Raw genomic sequence first — 14,797 nt, 5'->3', positions numbered from 1 at the left:
GGGCATGAATCTGCTGTTGCTGTTTCCGGCCGGGCTTGCGGCACTGGCTGCGCTGCTGCTGCCGTTGCTGATCCATCTGGCGCGGCGCAGCGAGCACCGGCCCACCGAGTTTGCCGCGCTGCGTTGGCTGCGTGCGGTGCCGCGCCCACGCCACCGCGTGCGCCTGGACGAACTGCCGCTGCTGCTGGTACGCCTGCTGCTGCTGGCCGTGGTGGCACTGCTGCTGGCCGAGCCCGCGTTACGCGCGCAGCAGGATGCGCGCCCGCGCATCGCGGTGAGCCCGGGTGTGGACCTGGCTGCGGCACGCGCGCTGCCACAGCCCAAGGATGCGCAGTGGGTGTGGCTGGCGCCTGGCTTTTTACCGATCGATGCCAGGGCCGATGCCACCGAGGGCACTGGTCCACACGCCGACAGTCCGCAACCGGTGGCTAGCCTGCTGCGCGAACTCGATGCCAGCCTGCCCGTAGACGCGCCGCTCAGCGTGATCGTGCCCGCGCAATGGGGCGTGGTGGATGCGCAGCGGGTACAGCTGTCGCGTGCAGTGCAGTGGCAGGTGCTGCCCGGTGCATCGCCGGTGGCCGCCACGCCTGCCACCGCGCCGCTGCGCTTGCAGGCGATTGCCGACGACCGCGCCGCACCGGCCCTGCGCTATCTACGCGCGGTGCATGCCGCCTGGGCGCTGCCGGGCAACATGCCGGTGGGCGTGCCTGCCGAGGCAGTGCCGGCGCGATGGGCGCCCGGCACGGTGGTGGCATGGTTGTCGTCCACCGCTCCGCCCGCGCCGGTGCAGGACTGGGTTGCAGCCGGCGGCCAGCTGCTGCTGGATGCGGGCACGCCGGTGCCGCCCGCACTCGCCGCCGCGCTGCAGCCCGCGCTCGACCTGCAGGGGCAGCCCGTACTCGACGCCGCCGCAGTCGGGCGCGGGCGTCTGCTGCGCTGGGCCACGCCACTGCAGCCGCAGCAGCTGCCGGCACTGTTGGACGCCGATTTCCCCACCCGCCTGCACGCTGCGCTGCAACCACCTGCCATCCCGCAACGCGCCCTGGCGCAGACACTGCCACCACAGCGCGGCAGCGCGATCCGGCTGAGTACACCGCCGTGGCCGCTGGCATCGTGGCTGATCGGTGCGGTGCTGCTGCTGTTCGCGCTCGAGCGTTGGCTGGCCACCGCCCCGCGCAGGAGCAGCGCGGCATGAGCACGCCGGTGCTGCAGCGCGCGTGGCAAGCCGCACGCTGGCGGCGCGCTGCCGGCGTGCTGGTGTTCGGCTGGCCGCTGGCGTTGCTGCCGGGTGCGCTGGCCTGGCGCATGGGCGCGCACGCAGCGGTGGTGCCACTGTTGCTGGCGGGCATCGTGCTACTGGCCATCATCGCGCTGCACGCAGCGCGGCAGCTGGATCAGACCTGGCTGATCCGTCGGCTGGATCGCGAACCGGACCTGGACGACAGCAGCGACCTGTTGTTCTTGCCGGCCGCGCAACTGGGCCCGCTGCAGGCGCTGCAACGGCAGCGGCTGGAACAGCGCCTGCGCAGCACTCCGCGCGATCTGCGCCCGGCCTGGCCGTGGCGACGCGCATGGCCCTGGAGTCTGCTCGGGCTGGTCGCCTGCGGCGCGTTACTGCTGTGGCCGCCGCGTGCGCCGCCGCCTGCCGCCCCCGCCGACCGGGTGAGCGCCGCCGGTGCCGGCAGCAGCGCTGCGATGCTGCGCCAGGCGCAGCTACGCAGCACACCGCCGGCCTACACCGGCCTTCCCGCCGCGCGGCTGCCCGGCCTGGACGCGCGCGTGCCCGTCGGCACCCGGCTGGACTGGCAGCTGCAGGTCAGCCCGGCCCCGCGCAACGTGGCACTGCGCCTGACTGACGGCCGCCTCATCCCGCTGGCCCGGCAGGGCAGCAGCGATCAGTGGCAGGGGCAATGGACCGCCACGCGCGCCAGCCTGTACCGCATCCTCATCGACGGCACGCCCGCCGACCGCCAACTGCACCGGCTGGAGGTACTGCCCGACCGCCCGCCGCAGGTGCGCGTGCTTGCGCCCGAGCAGAGCCTGGTGCTGTGGACGCCGGCCAATGGCCCCTGGACCCTGCGCTTCGAAGCCGGCGACGATTACGCCGTGGCCGCCAGCGCCGAGCTGCGCCTGACCCTGGCCCAGGGCAGCGGCGAGAACATCACCTTCAAGACCCAGCGCCGCCCGCTCACCGGCAGCGGGCCGGCCACCCGCCGCAGCTTCGCCACCACGCTGCAGCCGCAGGCGCTGGGCATGGCCGCCGGCGACGACCTGATCGCGCAGCTCATCGTGCACGACACCCGCCAGCCCGACCCACAGGAAGGCCGCAGCGCCAGCGTGATCCTGCGCTGGCCGCCACCGGAACAAAGCATGGCCGCCGACCTGGAAGCCAGCGTCAAACAGACCTTGCCGGCCTATTTCCGCAGCCAGCGCCAGATCATCATCGACGCGCAGGCGCTGCTGAAGGAAAAACCGCGCCTGGACGATGCCACCTATCTCAAACGCTCCGACGCCATCGGCGTGGACCAGCGCCTGCTGCGGCTGCGCTACGGCCAGTTCCTGGGCGAAGAGAGCGAAGGCGCGCCCAAGGGCCCGCCGACCGCCGACGCACCGCCCACCAGCGACACCCCGGCCGATGACTTGCCCACCGCCGACATGCCGACCGCCGATGCGCCGGCCGAGCACGCCCACGACGCCACCCATCCACACGCCGATCACGATCACGATCACGATCACGCCGCTGCACCCGCCAGCGGCGCGGCAGCCCTGGACGATCACGACCACGATCACGCCGATGGGGGCCACGAGCGCAGCGGCTTCGGCCAGGCGCAGGACGTGCTGACCGAGTTCGGCCACACCCACGACCACGCCGAAGCGGCCACCTTGCTGGACCCGCAGACCCGTGCCCTGCTGCGCGCCGCGCTGGACCAGATGTGGCAATCCGAGGGCGAATTACGCCAGGGCCACCCCGAGCGCGCGCTGCCGTTCGCCAACAAGGCGCTGGGCTTCATCAAGCAGGTGCAGCAGGCCGAGCGCATCTATCTCGCACGCGTCGGCACGCAATTGCCGCCGATCGATCCGAGCCGGCGCATGAGCGGCAAGCGCGACGGACTGGGCGACCGCCCCGCCGCCCTGGACACCCGACCGCCACCGGACCCCTCGGCGCTGGCGCTGTGGACCGCGCTGGGCGAAGACGGCGCGGTACCGGAGGCCGTCCTCGATCGCTACACCCGCTGGCTGCAGGGCGCCCAGGACCTGGTGCCCGACCCACTCGGCGTGGCGGCCGCGGTGGAAACCCTGCGCAGCGAGCCTGCCTGCCTGCGCTGCCGCGCGCAGCTGCGTGCGCTGGTGTGGCCCACGCTCAGTGCACCACCGGCGCCGGTGGACCGCCGCCCGGCCGCCGACGCGCGCGGCCAGCGTTACCTGGATGCCTTGCGTGGGGGGCCACCGCCATGACCACCGCACTGCCCTGGCTGGTGGCCGCCGTTCTGGCGCTGCTGGTGGTCGTCGGCTGGATCCGTCTGCTGCGCGCGCGCGCAGCCCAGGCGCGTGCGCGCGCCCGGCTGTGGTGGTTGCTGGCCGCCCAGCCGGTGCTGGCGGTCCTGCTTTATCCGGTGCTGCTGCCGCCACCGCGAGCCGACATTGCCGGCGTGCTGCAGGTGGCCACCGCAGGCACCGACACGACGCAGATCCGCCCGGGCGCGCAGTGGGTGGCATTGCCGGAAGCCCCCCGCCTGCCCGGCGTGCCGCGCGTGCCCGACCTGGCGACTGCGCTGCGTCGCAACCCCGGCACCGCCAGCGTGGTGGTACATGGCGACGGCCTGCCCGCACGCGACCGCGATGGCCTGGCAGGGGTGGCGGTGCAGGCCGCGCTGGGCCCGCCCGTGCGCGGGCTGGTCGCGGCCTGGGCACCGGCAGCCGTCGCGCCGGGCCAGCTGGTCACCCTCACCGCGCAGGTGCAGGGCGTGGCCAACGCCCAGGTGGACCTGCTCGACCCGTCCGGCCAGCGCGTCGATCGCGCCCGCCCGGATGCGCAGGGCCAGGTGCGCCTGCGTGGCCTGGCGAATGCACCAGGGCAGGTGCTGTTCGCGCTGCAGTTGCGCGATGCCGCCGGCGGCAAGCTGGGCCGCCTGGATGTCCCGGTGCAGATCGCCGCCGTGCCGCCGGCCCGGGTGGTGCTGCTGGCCGGTGCGCCGCAGCCGGAGTTCAAGTACCTGCGCCGCTGGGCCAGCGATGCGGGACTGGTGGCGCGCAGCCAGGTCAGCGTCAGCGCCGGCCTGCAGCTGGGCGATGCGGTCAGCCTGGACGTCGCCAGCCTCGACCGGATGGATGTGCTGGTGCTCGACGCCCGGCGCCTGCTGGCCATGCCCATCCCGCAACGGCAGGCGGTGAGCGCAGCGATCGCGCGCGGCCTGGGCGTGCTGGTGCAGGCGGCCGATCCGGCCGATGCCGCCACCCGCACCGCCCTGGCCGCGCTCGGGCTGGCGGTGACCGGCGGCGACGCCAGCAGCGCCGTTGCCCTGGCACCGGCAGGCACGCCTGGCGATGCCGGCACACAGACCGCTCCGCCGTCGCTGCAACGCCGCAACCTGCAGCCGCAGGGCAGCGATGCGGTGATCTCCGCGCGCGCCCGCGACGGTACGGCCCTGGGTTGGTGGCGCAGTGTCGGGCGCGGGCGCATCGGGGTCAGCGTGGTCCAGGACAGTTACACGCTGGTGCTGGCCGGCCAGCGCGCGCTGCATGCGCAGCTCTGGGCGCAATTGCTCGGCGCGGTGGCACGCCCGACAGGTGCGCCAGCATCGTCGGTGCAGGAGGGCTGGTCGGGACAACGCATGCTCCTGTGCGATCTGGCGGCCGACGCGGCCGTGGGCGCACCCGATGGCAGCCGCCAGCGTCTGTTGGTCGAACGCACCGGCAACGCAGCGCGCTGCGCAGGCTACTGGCCGGCTGCCACCGGCTGGCATCGGCTGCACGGCGGACCCAGCCCACGCTGGATCTATGTGCGCGCACCCGGCGAGGCGCCGGCGCTGTACCGGCAGCAACTGCGCGCGCACACGCTGGCATTGGCCGCAGCGCACGCATCCACGCCTGCAACGACGCGCCCCGCCTCGCAGCCCGGACCGCGCTGGCCGTGGCTGCTGCTATGGCTGGCGGTGGCAACCGCCACGTGGTGGCTGGAGCGCAGGCGCGCCTGACGACCGAGGGCGTCGCTGCGAATGCCGTAGCCGATGCGCCCAATCGTTTCGTCGTCGCTGCCCTCGTACCCGTGACCCGGATGTCGCGCGCAAGCGATCCTGAGTAGCCACGGCAGTACGACAGGCGTGCTGCGGTAATGGTGCCCTTGCTTATTGCGTCCCAAGATCGCAGAACCGCACGCTGGTATACGCCAGCGCTGCAGCGACATGGTAAGTCGGGTGCTCGCTCTCCGCCGCAGCTTCACAGCAGCGCGTAGAACATCTAATAAAACACTGTACGCACCGCCAGGCAGACGCGGACGCTGCTTGGTGCGGGATGTACGGCTCGTCCACTGCGGTTTTCGAACGTGCCGTCCACGCTCGCCGACGATGGCGCGCTGCATTTTGCTCGCCGTTGTGAAACATCGCTGACGCGCAGCAAAGCCCGCAAGCACCGGGCGTGACAACCATCGAACGCACAGCTCCCAAGCGCGACCACACCCCGCTGACGCCGCACTGCTATGCAGTCGGTGCACGCCTGACGCGCTCGTCAGCGTCAATGTGGCCACCGTTCGTTGGCCGCGCTTACTTGGGCGGCGCAGCGCTGTGCTGGATGCGTCGCGCCAGTGCCGCACCCAGTGCATCCAGGCCCTCGCGCGGCCGCAGCATCACCACCAGTTCCACCAGCTTGCCATCGGCATCGAAGCGCACCAGGTCGATTCCGAACAGCGTGCTGTCGCCCACGCGTGCGGTGAACTCCAGCGCATGCCCGTCTTCGCCACTGAAACTGCGCAGGTACGCAAAGCTGTCGAAGACGCTGAATACCAGGCGCAGCACGTCGGTCACTGCCTGCCTGCCGCGCAGCGGTTCCAGCTGCGCAGGGGTGTGATAGGTCGCCTGGGCGTCCAGCAGTGCCGGCAGCGCATCCCAGTCGCGCTCCAGCACGATGCGATGCCACCGTTGCGCGGGCGCAGGCAGGGCGTGCGGGTGGGTGTGGGTAATGGAAGATGCTTCAGGGTGCATGACGACGCTCCGCAATGGCAGTGCACGGCGAGGGATGCCGCGCGTGCAGACAAGAAAGGCGCCACGGCATCGATACGCCGGGCGCCACTGGACTCAGGCGCCGGCCACCACCACCAGCTTGCGATTGACGAACTCCTTGATGCCCACATCGCCCAGCTCGCGCCCGAAGCCGGAGCGCTTGATGCCACCGAACGGAAGTTCGGGGCGCGAGGTGGTTGGAGTATTGATGAACACCATGCCGGTCTCGATCTGCGCTGCCAGTGCACGTGCGCGCGCGATGTCGCCGGAGTAGATCGTCCCGCCCAGGCCAAACACCGAATCGTTGGCCAATGCCGCAGCTGCGGCGTCGTCTTGGACCACGAACAACAATGCCACTGGGCCAAAGAACTCCTCGTAGAAGGCCGGGTTCTGCGGCGTCACATCGGTCAGCACCGTGGGCGCATAGAAAAAGCCGGGCCGATCGATACGCTTGCCGCCGGTCAACACGGTGGCGCCATGGGCGATGGCGGCGTCCACTTGTTTGCTCAGCCCTTCCAGCCCTTCGCGCGAAGCCAGCGGCCCCAGCAGGGTCTGCGCATCCAGCGGGTCGCCCACCGGCGCCGACTGCATGGCAGTGACGAAGGCGTCGGTAAACGCCCGCGCAATGGACGCATGGACGATGAAACGTTTCGCTCCGGTGCAGACCTGGCCCGCATTGCCCAGTCGCCCGAAGATGGCGCCTTCCACGGCCTTGCCCAGATCGGCATCGTCGAGCACCACGAAGACATCGCTGCCGCCCAGCTCCATCGTTGCCTTCTTGAGCATCTCGCCCGCCCGCGCGGCCACCTTGCTGCCCGCACCTTCCGAACCGGTCAAGGCCACGCCCTGGATACGGTCGTCGCCGATCAGCTCGGCCACCTTGGCGGCGGAAATGTACAGGTTGCTCACCGCGCCCTGCGGTGCGCCTGCGCGGAGCACCAGCTCTTCGAACAAGGCCGCGCATTGCGGCACGATGCTGGCGTGCTTGTAGATGACCGGGTTGCCCACGGCGATTGCCGGCGCGACCACGCGCACCAACTGATACAGCGGGAAATTCCACGGCTCCACCGCCAGCAGTACGCCGATCGGGTGCAATTCCACAGTTGCCTGCCCCACATCGGTATGCAGCGGCTGCGGCCTGAGCAAGTCCTCTCCCATGCGCGCGTAGTAGCGTGCGATGTCTGCGCACAGATCCGCTTCCATCAGCCCTTGCAGCAGCGGCTTGCCCATCTCTTCGGCCATGGTGCGCGCCAGCAGATCGCGCTCGCTGGCGATCACCTCGGCCAGCGTGGTCAGCACCGCCAAACGCTGGCTACGGTCCTGCCGACACCAACTGGAGCGGTACAGCGCGTCGGCAGCGGCAAGCGCGGCTTCCACCTGCGCATCGGTGTGTTCGGGAAAGACGCAAGTCATTTGTTCGGTATAGGGGTTCAGCGTTCTGTACGTCATGTCTGATCCTTACGCGGAGGGATGGAGCGGAAGACAGCGGGCAACAGCGTGGCCGCAGCAACTGCGTTGCACGCCGGTATGGGAGGTTGAGAAGCGGTGCCGGCGGCAACTGAGCCTGGCGCGATCAAGGGCGATAGCGTGCGGCCGGTTCGGCATGACTGAAGCCCTTGGCAAGGGTCATGCGGGCCTGCTCGAAGGCATCCCAGTCGGCGGAATTGGGCAGCGGTGGAATGGTCACCAGCTCCTTGCGGTCGAAGCCGACCAGCGCCGCATCCACCAGCGCGTCCACCTCCATCACATCCGGGACGCGGCTGATATCCATGCCGGCACGTGTGTAGATCTCGGTACGCGTGGCGGCCGGCAACACCGCTTGCACCTGGATACCCCGGTTACCCACTTCTACGTGCAGGCTCTGCGACAGTGCCAACACATAGGCCTTGGTGGCGGCATAGATGCCTGGCGAGTACTCCGGCAACAGCGCCAGTGCTGAGGCGATGTTGATCATGGCGCCGTGGCCGCGCGCCAGCATGCCAGGCAACGCAGCACGTGCAAGCAAGGTCGGCACCAACGCATTGAGGCGCAATAGCTGTTCGAGTGCGGCGGGCTGCGCATGCAGCAAGCCCCCGTTGAGGCTGGCACCGGCGTTATTGACCAGGATGTCGATCGGGCTGTCGCTGATGCGCTGGGTCACGCTGTGCAGCTGCGCCGGGTCGGTCAGGTCGGCGGTGACCACCTCGACGGCGACCGCATGTTCGACGCGCAGTTGTGTGGCGAGTGCGTCGAGCCTGTCGGTGGCGCGCGCTACCAGCACTAGGTGGTGGCCACGTGCAGCGAACCGATGTGCGTAGACTGCGCCGATGCCACTGGAGGCACCGGTGACGAGTGTGGTTGTCATGACAATGCCTTGGTGACCGAATGGCGGAGAACGCTGCAGGGCTGGCGGGGTGCAGTCGTGTCGAAGGGCGCTGCCGCTGCCGCGACCGGCACGTAATGCGCCATCTTCAAACGGATGCGGGCAACATGCTTGACCCTGCAGCGTCCGCGAGCGGCATGCCGATCCCGAGCGATGTACGCGGCCACGTGATGCCGCGCAGCCGAATGGTACGCAGCGCTTGAAAGCGGGCAACAACGCGTCGCGAGCCGTCTTCAGGTGGGTGCGCAAGGCACCGAGCAACCCGAGCCTAGGAGTGACACATGCCGCACCAAGCATCGACGACGCACGCCTGACGTCATTACAGAGCTCTGTCAGCTGCGCTTAATCGCGTGCCTTCAGATGCAGCATCGGGTAATGCTCGTAGTGGCCGGCACCATTACGCACGATCGGGTCCTGCGCAGTGAGCTGCTCGATCTGCTGATCGTCGGCAATGCGGTACAGCGACACGCCATACCCACCGGCCGGGTCCATCACCGGCCCATGCGCGACGATGATGCCTTGCGCCAGCAGGCTGTCCAGGAAGACGCCGTGCTGCGCCATCCAGGTCTTTTCATCTGCGCTCATGGTCTGCAGAAACTCTGCGCGCGGCGGCATGTACTTGCAAAGATAGTATTTCACTGCGGTGTCCTTGGATCGAAGGCGGTGATACGCAATGCCTGGCCGCTCAGGCGGCGCCGGCAACGCTCTTGAGAATCGAGCTTTCAAACATCTTTGGCGCATAGCTCTGCAGGAACAGGAACATGCCTGTCATCTTGCCGACCGGGTTGCTGAACTTGGGTTGCGTGGAATCGACCAGCTCGGAAATCTTCTTGACCACGGCATCGGGCTGTTCCGCCTCGTCCAGTCCCTTCTGCGTGGCAGCCTGTGCCTTGCGACGATACGCATCGTAGGCGGCGATGCCGCCGCTGGCGGCAGCCACCGCGTTCTTGCCCAGATTGGTCTTGAACCAGACCGGCTCGACCATCGCCACCTGGATGTTGAAGGCATTGAGCTCGAACCGCAGCGACTTGAAATAGCCTTCCACCGCATGTTTGGAGGCGGTGTAGAACGCAAGGTTCGGCGGGCCGATCAACGCGACGATGGAGCTGACGGTGATGATCTTGCCGGAGCGCTGCTCGCGCAGGTACGGCAGCAATGCATTGGTCACCTTCACCGTGCCCCAAAAATTGGTTTCGAACTGCTGACGTGCCGCATCCAGCGGCGTTTCTTCGGCCAGGCCGGTGAGCATGTAGCCGGCATTATTGACCAGCACATCCAGCTTCTTGATCGTGCGGAACAACACGGTCGGGAATTCCTGGATGGAGGCATCGTCGTCAATGTCCAGGCGCAGCAACTTGAACGGCACCTTGGTGGCATGCCGCTCGGGATCGCGACTGGTGCCAACAACCGTGTGGCCCTGCTTGTGCAACATCGTGGCCAGCATCAAACCAAATCCGGACGAGGCGCCGGTGACCAGAATTGTCTTCTTCATTGCTCTCTCTCCGAGCGCCAGGTAATGGTGATGAAAAAAAGTTGGATCGAATCGATATGGTGTGGCGCAGCAGCCAGGCAGTGGCCATGGCTGCCAAGCAACGACGTGTTACTTTCCCGCGCCTTCGTGCACTCTGCGGTTACCTTCGCCGATGTAGTAGCCCATGCGGCCTTCCACGGTGGCCGGGCCGGCCTCCTGAATCAGCTTCCCGAACACCGGCATACGCGCGCTCAGGCCCGGCCACGACAACGAGCCGAGGAATTTCTGGTTGGCCGCCAAACGCTCGGCTTCCGTCGGCAAGGCGATCGCATCGATATGGCGTTTGGTTTCTACCAGTGCGGTCTTGTCGAAGCTGGCGATGCGTGCAGCAAGCGTGCTGACGAACGGCTCCAGCGCTGCGGCAGGCAATGCGCGTGTCACCCAGCCGAAACGCTCTGCGGTGGCCGCGTCGTAGTCATCGCTGCTCAGGAATGCCTCCAGCGTCTTGTCGCGCCCTGCCAGCCGCACCAAATGGTCGGGACCACCGCCACCTGGGAACAAACCCAAGCCCACTTCCGGCTGGTCGAATACGGCATCGGTGCTGGCATAACGCAGATCCATCGCCAGGGCCAGTTCGTTACCACCGCCCTGCGTGCGGCCATCGATCTGCGCAATGCTGATGAACGGCGCTTTTTGCAGGTTGGAGATCAGATCGACCCATAACGGCTTGGACCCGGCGCCGGTCTGGCTGGCAAAGCCGGCAAACTGGCTGGTGTCGAAGTGATTGATGAAAAAGCCCGGCGTGGCGCTCTTGAAGATCACCACCTTGAGCTGTGCGTCCGCGCTCAGCTTGGTCACCAGCGCATTCAATTCCACCAGGGTGCGCGGCTCGATCAGATTCAACGGCGGGTTGGCGTAGGCCACTTCGCGGATGGCCGGCGAGATCTCGCGCACCTGCCACAGCGGCATCGCATCCTGGCTGGCGGCCGAGCGATGCGCGGGGGCCGCTGGCGCGCCCGGCAGGCCGGCGGCACTGGCCATAGCAACGCTGCCAAGGGTTGCGGCAGACAACACGATCATGCGTTTGAACAGGTGCACGTGGATTCCCGAAAGGACGTGGAGCGTTGCGTGATGGATGGACATCTTTGCCAGGCAGCGGGGGTAGCGGGGCTGCCGGAGCGCACTATGCGCGGCGATCGGCGCCAACGCTCTAGCCGATCGCGCCAACCGTCATGCCGATCGCGCCAACCTGTCGAGATCGGTTTTCTGCGTGTTTTTCAGTTGCTTACGCTGCCGGCGACACCTAAGCTTTTTCGATGATTCCTCAAAAAAACTCAACGTCCGTGCGCCCCGGCTCGATCCTCGATTACGCGATCTGGCCAGGCTGGAGATTGCTGATGCAGGACGCGGGCCTGGCCACGGCGCCGGTGCTACGGCGCGCGCAATTGCCGGGCGATCTGTTTTCGCGCGACAACGTACGCCTGACCCCGGCGATGTTTTTCGACCTTTGGCTTGCCATCGAGGCCGAAGCGCGCTCCATCGATGCGCAACTGCCCGCGCCGCTACGCATCGCGCGGGTGATGACCAGCGACTGGTTCGACCCGGAGCTGTTTGCCGCGTTATGCAGTGCCAATCTCGGCAACGCACTCGATCGTATCGGCAGTTTCGTCAAACTGATCGCACCGATGGTGATCGGCGTGGAGCGCGGCAAGACGCAGGCCAATGTCACCATCGGTTTTCTCGACCAGACCAAGCCGCCGCCCAACGTCTTTATGGCGTTCAAACTCGTGTTTTTCGTGCAGTTGGCTCGCCTTGCCACGCGCACGCCGGTGGTGCCGCTGCAGGTGGGCTGGCCATTGTCCGATGACGACAGCGATGCCGACAGGGCGCTATATGCCGCTTTTTTCGGCAGGCCGGTGAAAGTCACGACCGCACCGCTGCTGGTATTTTCGATGGCCGACATCGAGCGCCCGTTTCTCACTGAAAATCACAAGCTCTGGGAGTTCTTCGAACCTTCGCTGCGCCAGCGGCTGGCCGACCTGGATCGCACCGCCAGCATGGTCGAACGTGTCAGGAGCGCGTTGCTCGAAGCCCTGCCTGCAGGCGAGGTATCGATGCAGGCAGTAAGCAAGCGCCTGGGAGTGAGCTGCCGGACCTTGCAACGCCGTCTGCATGATGAGGGCACCACGTTCCAGCAGACGCTGGACAAGGTGCGCGCGGCGCTGGCCGAGCATTATCTGCGCAAGACCATGATGTCCAGCGCGGAAATCGCCTTGCTGCTCGGGTTTGAAGATACCAACTCGTTCGTACGCGCGTTCCGGGTCTGGACCGGCAAGACACCGCAGGCGGTTCGCCGCGATCCACCGCAGCAATGACATGCAGCGATGGCGCAGCGTAGGATCTGGCAGGCGGTGCCTCGCGGCCACGACGAGGGCACCGCAAGCGATCACGCAGCGTTGCGTGTTCGGCAATGCGAGGACGGCAGGCGCTGGCGCGGATGCGATGCAGCGCCCGCAACTGCACTGCCTGACGCGCCTCAAGCGGCAGTACGCCCTAACTCCGACGCCACACCCGGCAGCGGTTGTTGGCCGGCATTTCCACATCGTCCACCAGCTGCAGGCCCACCTGCGCGGCCAGCGCGTCCACGTCGGCGGCATCGCGGATACCCGACGCCGCATCGCGTGTGCGCAGCATCGCATCGAAGTCGCGATTGCTGTCGCTGGTGAACTGACCATCGCGATTGAACGGCCCATACACCGCCAGCACCGTCTGCGGTGCCATCACCGCGGGCAGGCCCGCAAACAAGGCCTGCACCTGCGGCCAGCCCATGATGTGCAAGGTGTTGGCGCTGTAAATCGCATCGAAACCCCGCCGGCCATCGGGCTGCACGGGCAAGGTCGGAAGCGGTGCCAGCCCGGGCGAGGGCGTCAACACGGCCTGCATGGCGATCGGCGGCGGTGTGTTGGGTAGCGCGGCCTCGTCCAGCCACTGCCGCATGCCCGGCAGATGATCGGCGTGGTCGCTGGCCTGCCACTGCAACCACGGCATCGCCGCAGCGAAATGCACCGCGTGCTGGCCGGTACCCGCGCCGATTTCCAGCACCTGGTGGCGATCGGCAAAGTGCCGCTGCAACACGGCGAGAATCGGATCGCGGTTGCGTGCGGAAGCGGGAGAGAATGGCTTGGGCATCGGAAGTGGGCCTTCGAAGGCGCTCGATTATGCATGGCCGCAGCAGGATGCGAGGTCATGCGATGGGTCTCACAGGCATTGCCGTTCCCGGCCGCACGCCGGAGGAATTGGCGATGCGCATCTCATCCGGATGGATGCGCAGCATGCACTATCGCGGTGGGGGACCTACTCACGAGGATATGTGCATGAACAAGGTTGTTGCTAGTTGCACCGCGAGTCTTTTCCTGGCTGTTGCCGGCATCGCCGCCACACCCAGTGCCCAGGCGCAGGCGTCCACGGTCCTGCTCGACTGCACCGGCAGCGACTATTGCTGGGCAGGCGTGGATAGCCCTGGGTCGCCACAACCGTTCAAATACGCCTGGAGTTTCAGCAACACCGCAGGTGCGATATTCCCCAGGAACTGCAGCAACAGTTCCGATTGCTCGTTCTACTGCCCTCGCACCAGCACCTTCATCAATGCCACCGTCATGGTGAGCGACGCGAACAACCAGTTCATCGGCTCTGCCACGGCGCGCGCGCTGTGTACGCCGCAGCCCATCTGAGCAGGAACTGACAGCACCCCGTTATCGATAGATCCACATCGGATCGACAGTCCTCCTGTCCCCTGGCCTGATCGATCCGATGCTTCTAACGTGGGTGCGGCGCAGGCGGCAGCGCCTCATACGCCCGCCGCACCGCCGCCTCGCCGAACTTGCGTTCCAGCCGGCGCACGATGAAGTGCCCGCGGGCCATGGCCTGGAAGTGGCGGATAAAGACCGTGTTGAGCGTGGCGCCACTCACTGCGCCCACCAGCGGCACCGCCTGCACGGCGAGTTTTTCGCCCACGTTGACCGAAAACTTGGCGGCGATGCGCGAGACCAGCGACACCAGGGCCGGCGCACCCTTGCTGGCGAAGCCGTGCGCGGCGACATGGCGGGCGGCGGCGCTGAGTTGCTGCGCCATGGCCGCGCGCACGGCGAAATAGCCCGATTCGGCGCCATCATCCCCCACGCTGCGGCCGCCATGCGCCAGCACTTCCAGGCAGGCCAGCGCGGTGTCCGGGCTCTGCAGGGATTCGCCTTCGGCGCGCGCGATGTCGGCGATGGAGCGCAGCATCACGGTCGTGGTCAGCGGCAGCTCCACCATCAGGCCCGGCAGGCCGAAAAAGCCACCGGCGCCACCGGCCACCGCCACCGCCAGGGTGTGCTTTGTGGTGGAGGCCGGCTGCACCGCCTCGCGCTTGCCGCGCAGGCTCAGCAGTGCCGATTTCATGGCCACCTGCAGCGCGCGGCGAGTGAGCCCATCGATGCTGCGGGTCACCATCTTCGGCAGCCGCCTGGTGATCAGGCTCTCGATCGGCGCGCCCAGTGCATTGGCCAGTTGGGCTGCTACGCCAGGGTTTTCCAGCAGCGCGTGCGCCGTGGCCAGGTCGCGCTGCGCGGCCACATCCATCACCGGTATCGGAAGCGTCGTCATGCCTGCTCTCGTCATAAGGGGCTGCGCCGATGGTACCCAGCGCCGTGTGAGCGCGACGAGCGGCTGCCCGCAAATCTTCCCAAACTGCAATTGGCTGGCAAAATG

The 14,797-nt window shown here is 67.6% G+C and carries 13 protein-coding genes; 5 read left to right on the top strand and 8 right to left on the bottom strand.

The window, feature by feature from the left end; genetic code table 11:
- The first annotated feature begins 4 nt into the window (after positions 1-4).
- From FHY18_RS19535 to FHY18_RS19525, 3 genes are read left to right on the top strand one after another with little or no spacing between them, the layout of a single operon-like run.
- Positions 5-1,195: a BatA domain-containing protein gene (locus tag FHY18_RS19535; RefSeq protein WP_259159241.1), complete on the top strand. Its 1,191-nt coding sequence runs from the start codon at positions 5-7 to the stop codon at positions 1,193-1,195.
- The gene (locus tag FHY18_RS19530; protein WP_259159238.1) at positions 1,192-3,456 is read left to right on the top strand and encodes a DUF4175 domain-containing protein; all 2,265 of its coding nucleotides are present in this window, start codon (positions 1,192-1,194) and stop codon (positions 3,454-3,456) included. Before FHY18_RS19535 ends, FHY18_RS19530 begins: the two co-directional genes overlap by 4 nt.
- A complete protein-coding gene (locus FHY18_RS19525) occupies positions 3,453-5,195 on the top strand; it encodes a carboxypeptidase regulatory-like domain-containing protein (protein WP_259159236.1) in 1,743 nt (580 codons plus the stop codon). Before FHY18_RS19530 ends, FHY18_RS19525 begins: the two co-directional genes overlap by 4 nt.
- Before the next feature lie 564 nt (positions 5,196-5,759).
- Here the strand turns inward: FHY18_RS19525 and FHY18_RS19520 are convergent.
- From FHY18_RS19520 to FHY18_RS19495, 6 genes are all read right to left on the bottom strand, one after another.
- On the bottom strand, positions 5,760-6,197 hold the full coding sequence (locus tag FHY18_RS19520; RefSeq protein WP_259159234.1) for a nuclear transport factor 2 family protein: 438 nt from the start codon (positions 6,195-6,197) through the stop codon (positions 5,760-5,762).
- Positions 6,198-6,290: 93 nt separating this feature from the next.
- Complete coding sequence (locus tag FHY18_RS19515; RefSeq protein WP_259159232.1) at positions 6,291-7,664, bottom strand: NAD-dependent succinate-semialdehyde dehydrogenase; 1,374 nt, start codon at positions 7,662-7,664, stop codon at positions 6,291-6,293.
- Between the two features lie 124 nt (positions 7,665-7,788).
- The gene (locus FHY18_RS19510; RefSeq protein ID WP_259159231.1) at positions 7,789-8,559 is read right to left on the bottom strand and encodes an SDR family oxidoreductase; all 771 of its coding nucleotides are present in this window, start codon (positions 8,557-8,559) and stop codon (positions 7,789-7,791) included.
- Between the two features lie 360 nt (positions 8,560-8,919).
- Positions 8,920-9,216, bottom strand: a complete 297-nt coding sequence (locus FHY18_RS19505) for a YciI family protein (RefSeq protein ID WP_259159229.1) — start codon at positions 9,214-9,216, stop codon at positions 8,920-8,922.
- A gap of 46 nt (positions 9,217-9,262) precedes the next feature.
- Positions 9,263-10,069: an SDR family NAD(P)-dependent oxidoreductase gene (locus tag FHY18_RS19500; protein ID WP_259159227.1), complete on the bottom strand. Its 807-nt coding sequence runs from the start codon at positions 10,067-10,069 to the stop codon at positions 9,263-9,265.
- Between the two features lie 108 nt (positions 10,070-10,177).
- Entirely contained in the window at positions 10,178-11,146 is a 969-nt protein-coding gene (locus FHY18_RS19495; RefSeq protein WP_259159226.1) for an enoyl-CoA hydratase/isomerase family protein, read from the bottom strand.
- Positions 11,147-11,445: 299 nt separating this feature from the next.
- On the opposite strand from FHY18_RS19495, the gene FHY18_RS19490 reads away from it, so the two are divergent.
- Positions 11,446-12,423, top strand: coding sequence for an AraC family transcriptional regulator (locus FHY18_RS19490; RefSeq protein ID WP_259159224.1), 978 nt, complete (start codon positions 11,446-11,448; stop codon positions 12,421-12,423).
- A gap of 178 nt (positions 12,424-12,601) precedes the next feature.
- Here FHY18_RS19490 and FHY18_RS19485 read toward each other — a convergent pair whose 3' ends face one another.
- A complete protein-coding gene (locus FHY18_RS19485; protein WP_259159222.1) occupies positions 12,602-13,237 on the bottom strand; it encodes a class I SAM-dependent methyltransferase in 636 nt (211 codons plus the stop codon).
- Positions 13,238-13,350: 113 nt separating this feature from the next.
- Between FHY18_RS19485 and FHY18_RS19480 the strand changes: the two genes are divergently transcribed.
- A complete protein-coding gene (locus FHY18_RS19480) occupies positions 13,351-13,779 on the top strand; it encodes a hypothetical protein (RefSeq protein WP_259159221.1) in 429 nt (142 codons plus the stop codon).
- An 85-nt stretch (positions 13,780-13,864) separates the two neighbouring features.
- On the opposite strand, the gene FHY18_RS19475 is transcribed toward FHY18_RS19480, so the two are convergent.
- Positions 13,865-14,668, bottom strand: a complete 804-nt coding sequence (locus FHY18_RS19475) for an EcsC family protein (RefSeq protein ID WP_259159320.1) — start codon at positions 14,666-14,668, stop codon at positions 13,865-13,867.
- Between the last annotated feature and the right edge of the window lie 129 nt (positions 14,669-14,797).

Origin of the sequence: Xanthomonas sp. 3793 (genome assembly GCF_024806835.1) — a bacterium.
GTDB classification, from domain to species: domain Bacteria; phylum Pseudomonadota; class Gammaproteobacteria; order Xanthomonadales; family Xanthomonadaceae; genus Xanthomonas; species Xanthomonas arboricola_F.
This window is presented reverse-complemented; position numbering and strand designations above follow the sequence as displayed.

Excerpts from the sequence above, each read along its gene's own strand:
- FHY18_RS19525 (WP_259159236.1), top strand. The coding sequence starts at position 3,453 with ATGACCACCGCACTGCCCTGGCTGGTGGCCGCCGTTCTGGCGCTGCTG.
- FHY18_RS19480 (WP_259159221.1), top strand. The coding sequence starts at position 13,351 with ATGCGCATCTCATCCGGATGGATGCGCAGCATGCACTATCGCGGTGGG.
- FHY18_RS19485 (WP_259159222.1), bottom strand. The coding sequence starts at position 13,237 with ATGCCCAAGCCATTCTCTCCCGCTTCCGCACGCAACCGCGATCCGATT.
- FHY18_RS19475 (WP_259159320.1), bottom strand. The coding sequence starts at position 14,668 with ATGGATGTGGCCGCGCAGCGCGACCTGGCCACGGCGCACGCGCTGCTG.
- FHY18_RS19515 (WP_259159232.1), bottom strand. The coding sequence starts at position 7,664 with ATGACGTACAGAACGCTGAACCCCTATACCGAACAAATGACTTGCGTC.
- FHY18_RS19500 (WP_259159227.1), bottom strand. The coding sequence starts at position 10,069 with ATGAAGAAGACAATTCTGGTCACCGGCGCCTCGTCCGGATTTGGTTTG.
- FHY18_RS19535 (WP_259159241.1), top strand. The coding sequence starts at position 5 with ATGAATCTGCTGTTGCTGTTTCCGGCCGGGCTTGCGGCACTGGCTGCG.
- FHY18_RS19530 (WP_259159238.1), top strand. The coding sequence starts at position 1,192 with ATGAGCACGCCGGTGCTGCAGCGCGCGTGGCAAGCCGCACGCTGGCGG.
- FHY18_RS19490 (WP_259159224.1), top strand. The coding sequence starts at position 11,446 with ATGCAGGACGCGGGCCTGGCCACGGCGCCGGTGCTACGGCGCGCGCAA.
- FHY18_RS19510 (WP_259159231.1), bottom strand. The coding sequence starts at position 8,559 with ATGACAACCACACTCGTCACCGGTGCCTCCAGTGGCATCGGCGCAGTC.
- FHY18_RS19520 (WP_259159234.1), bottom strand. The coding sequence starts at position 6,197 with ATGCACCCTGAAGCATCTTCCATTACCCACACCCACCCGCACGCCCTG.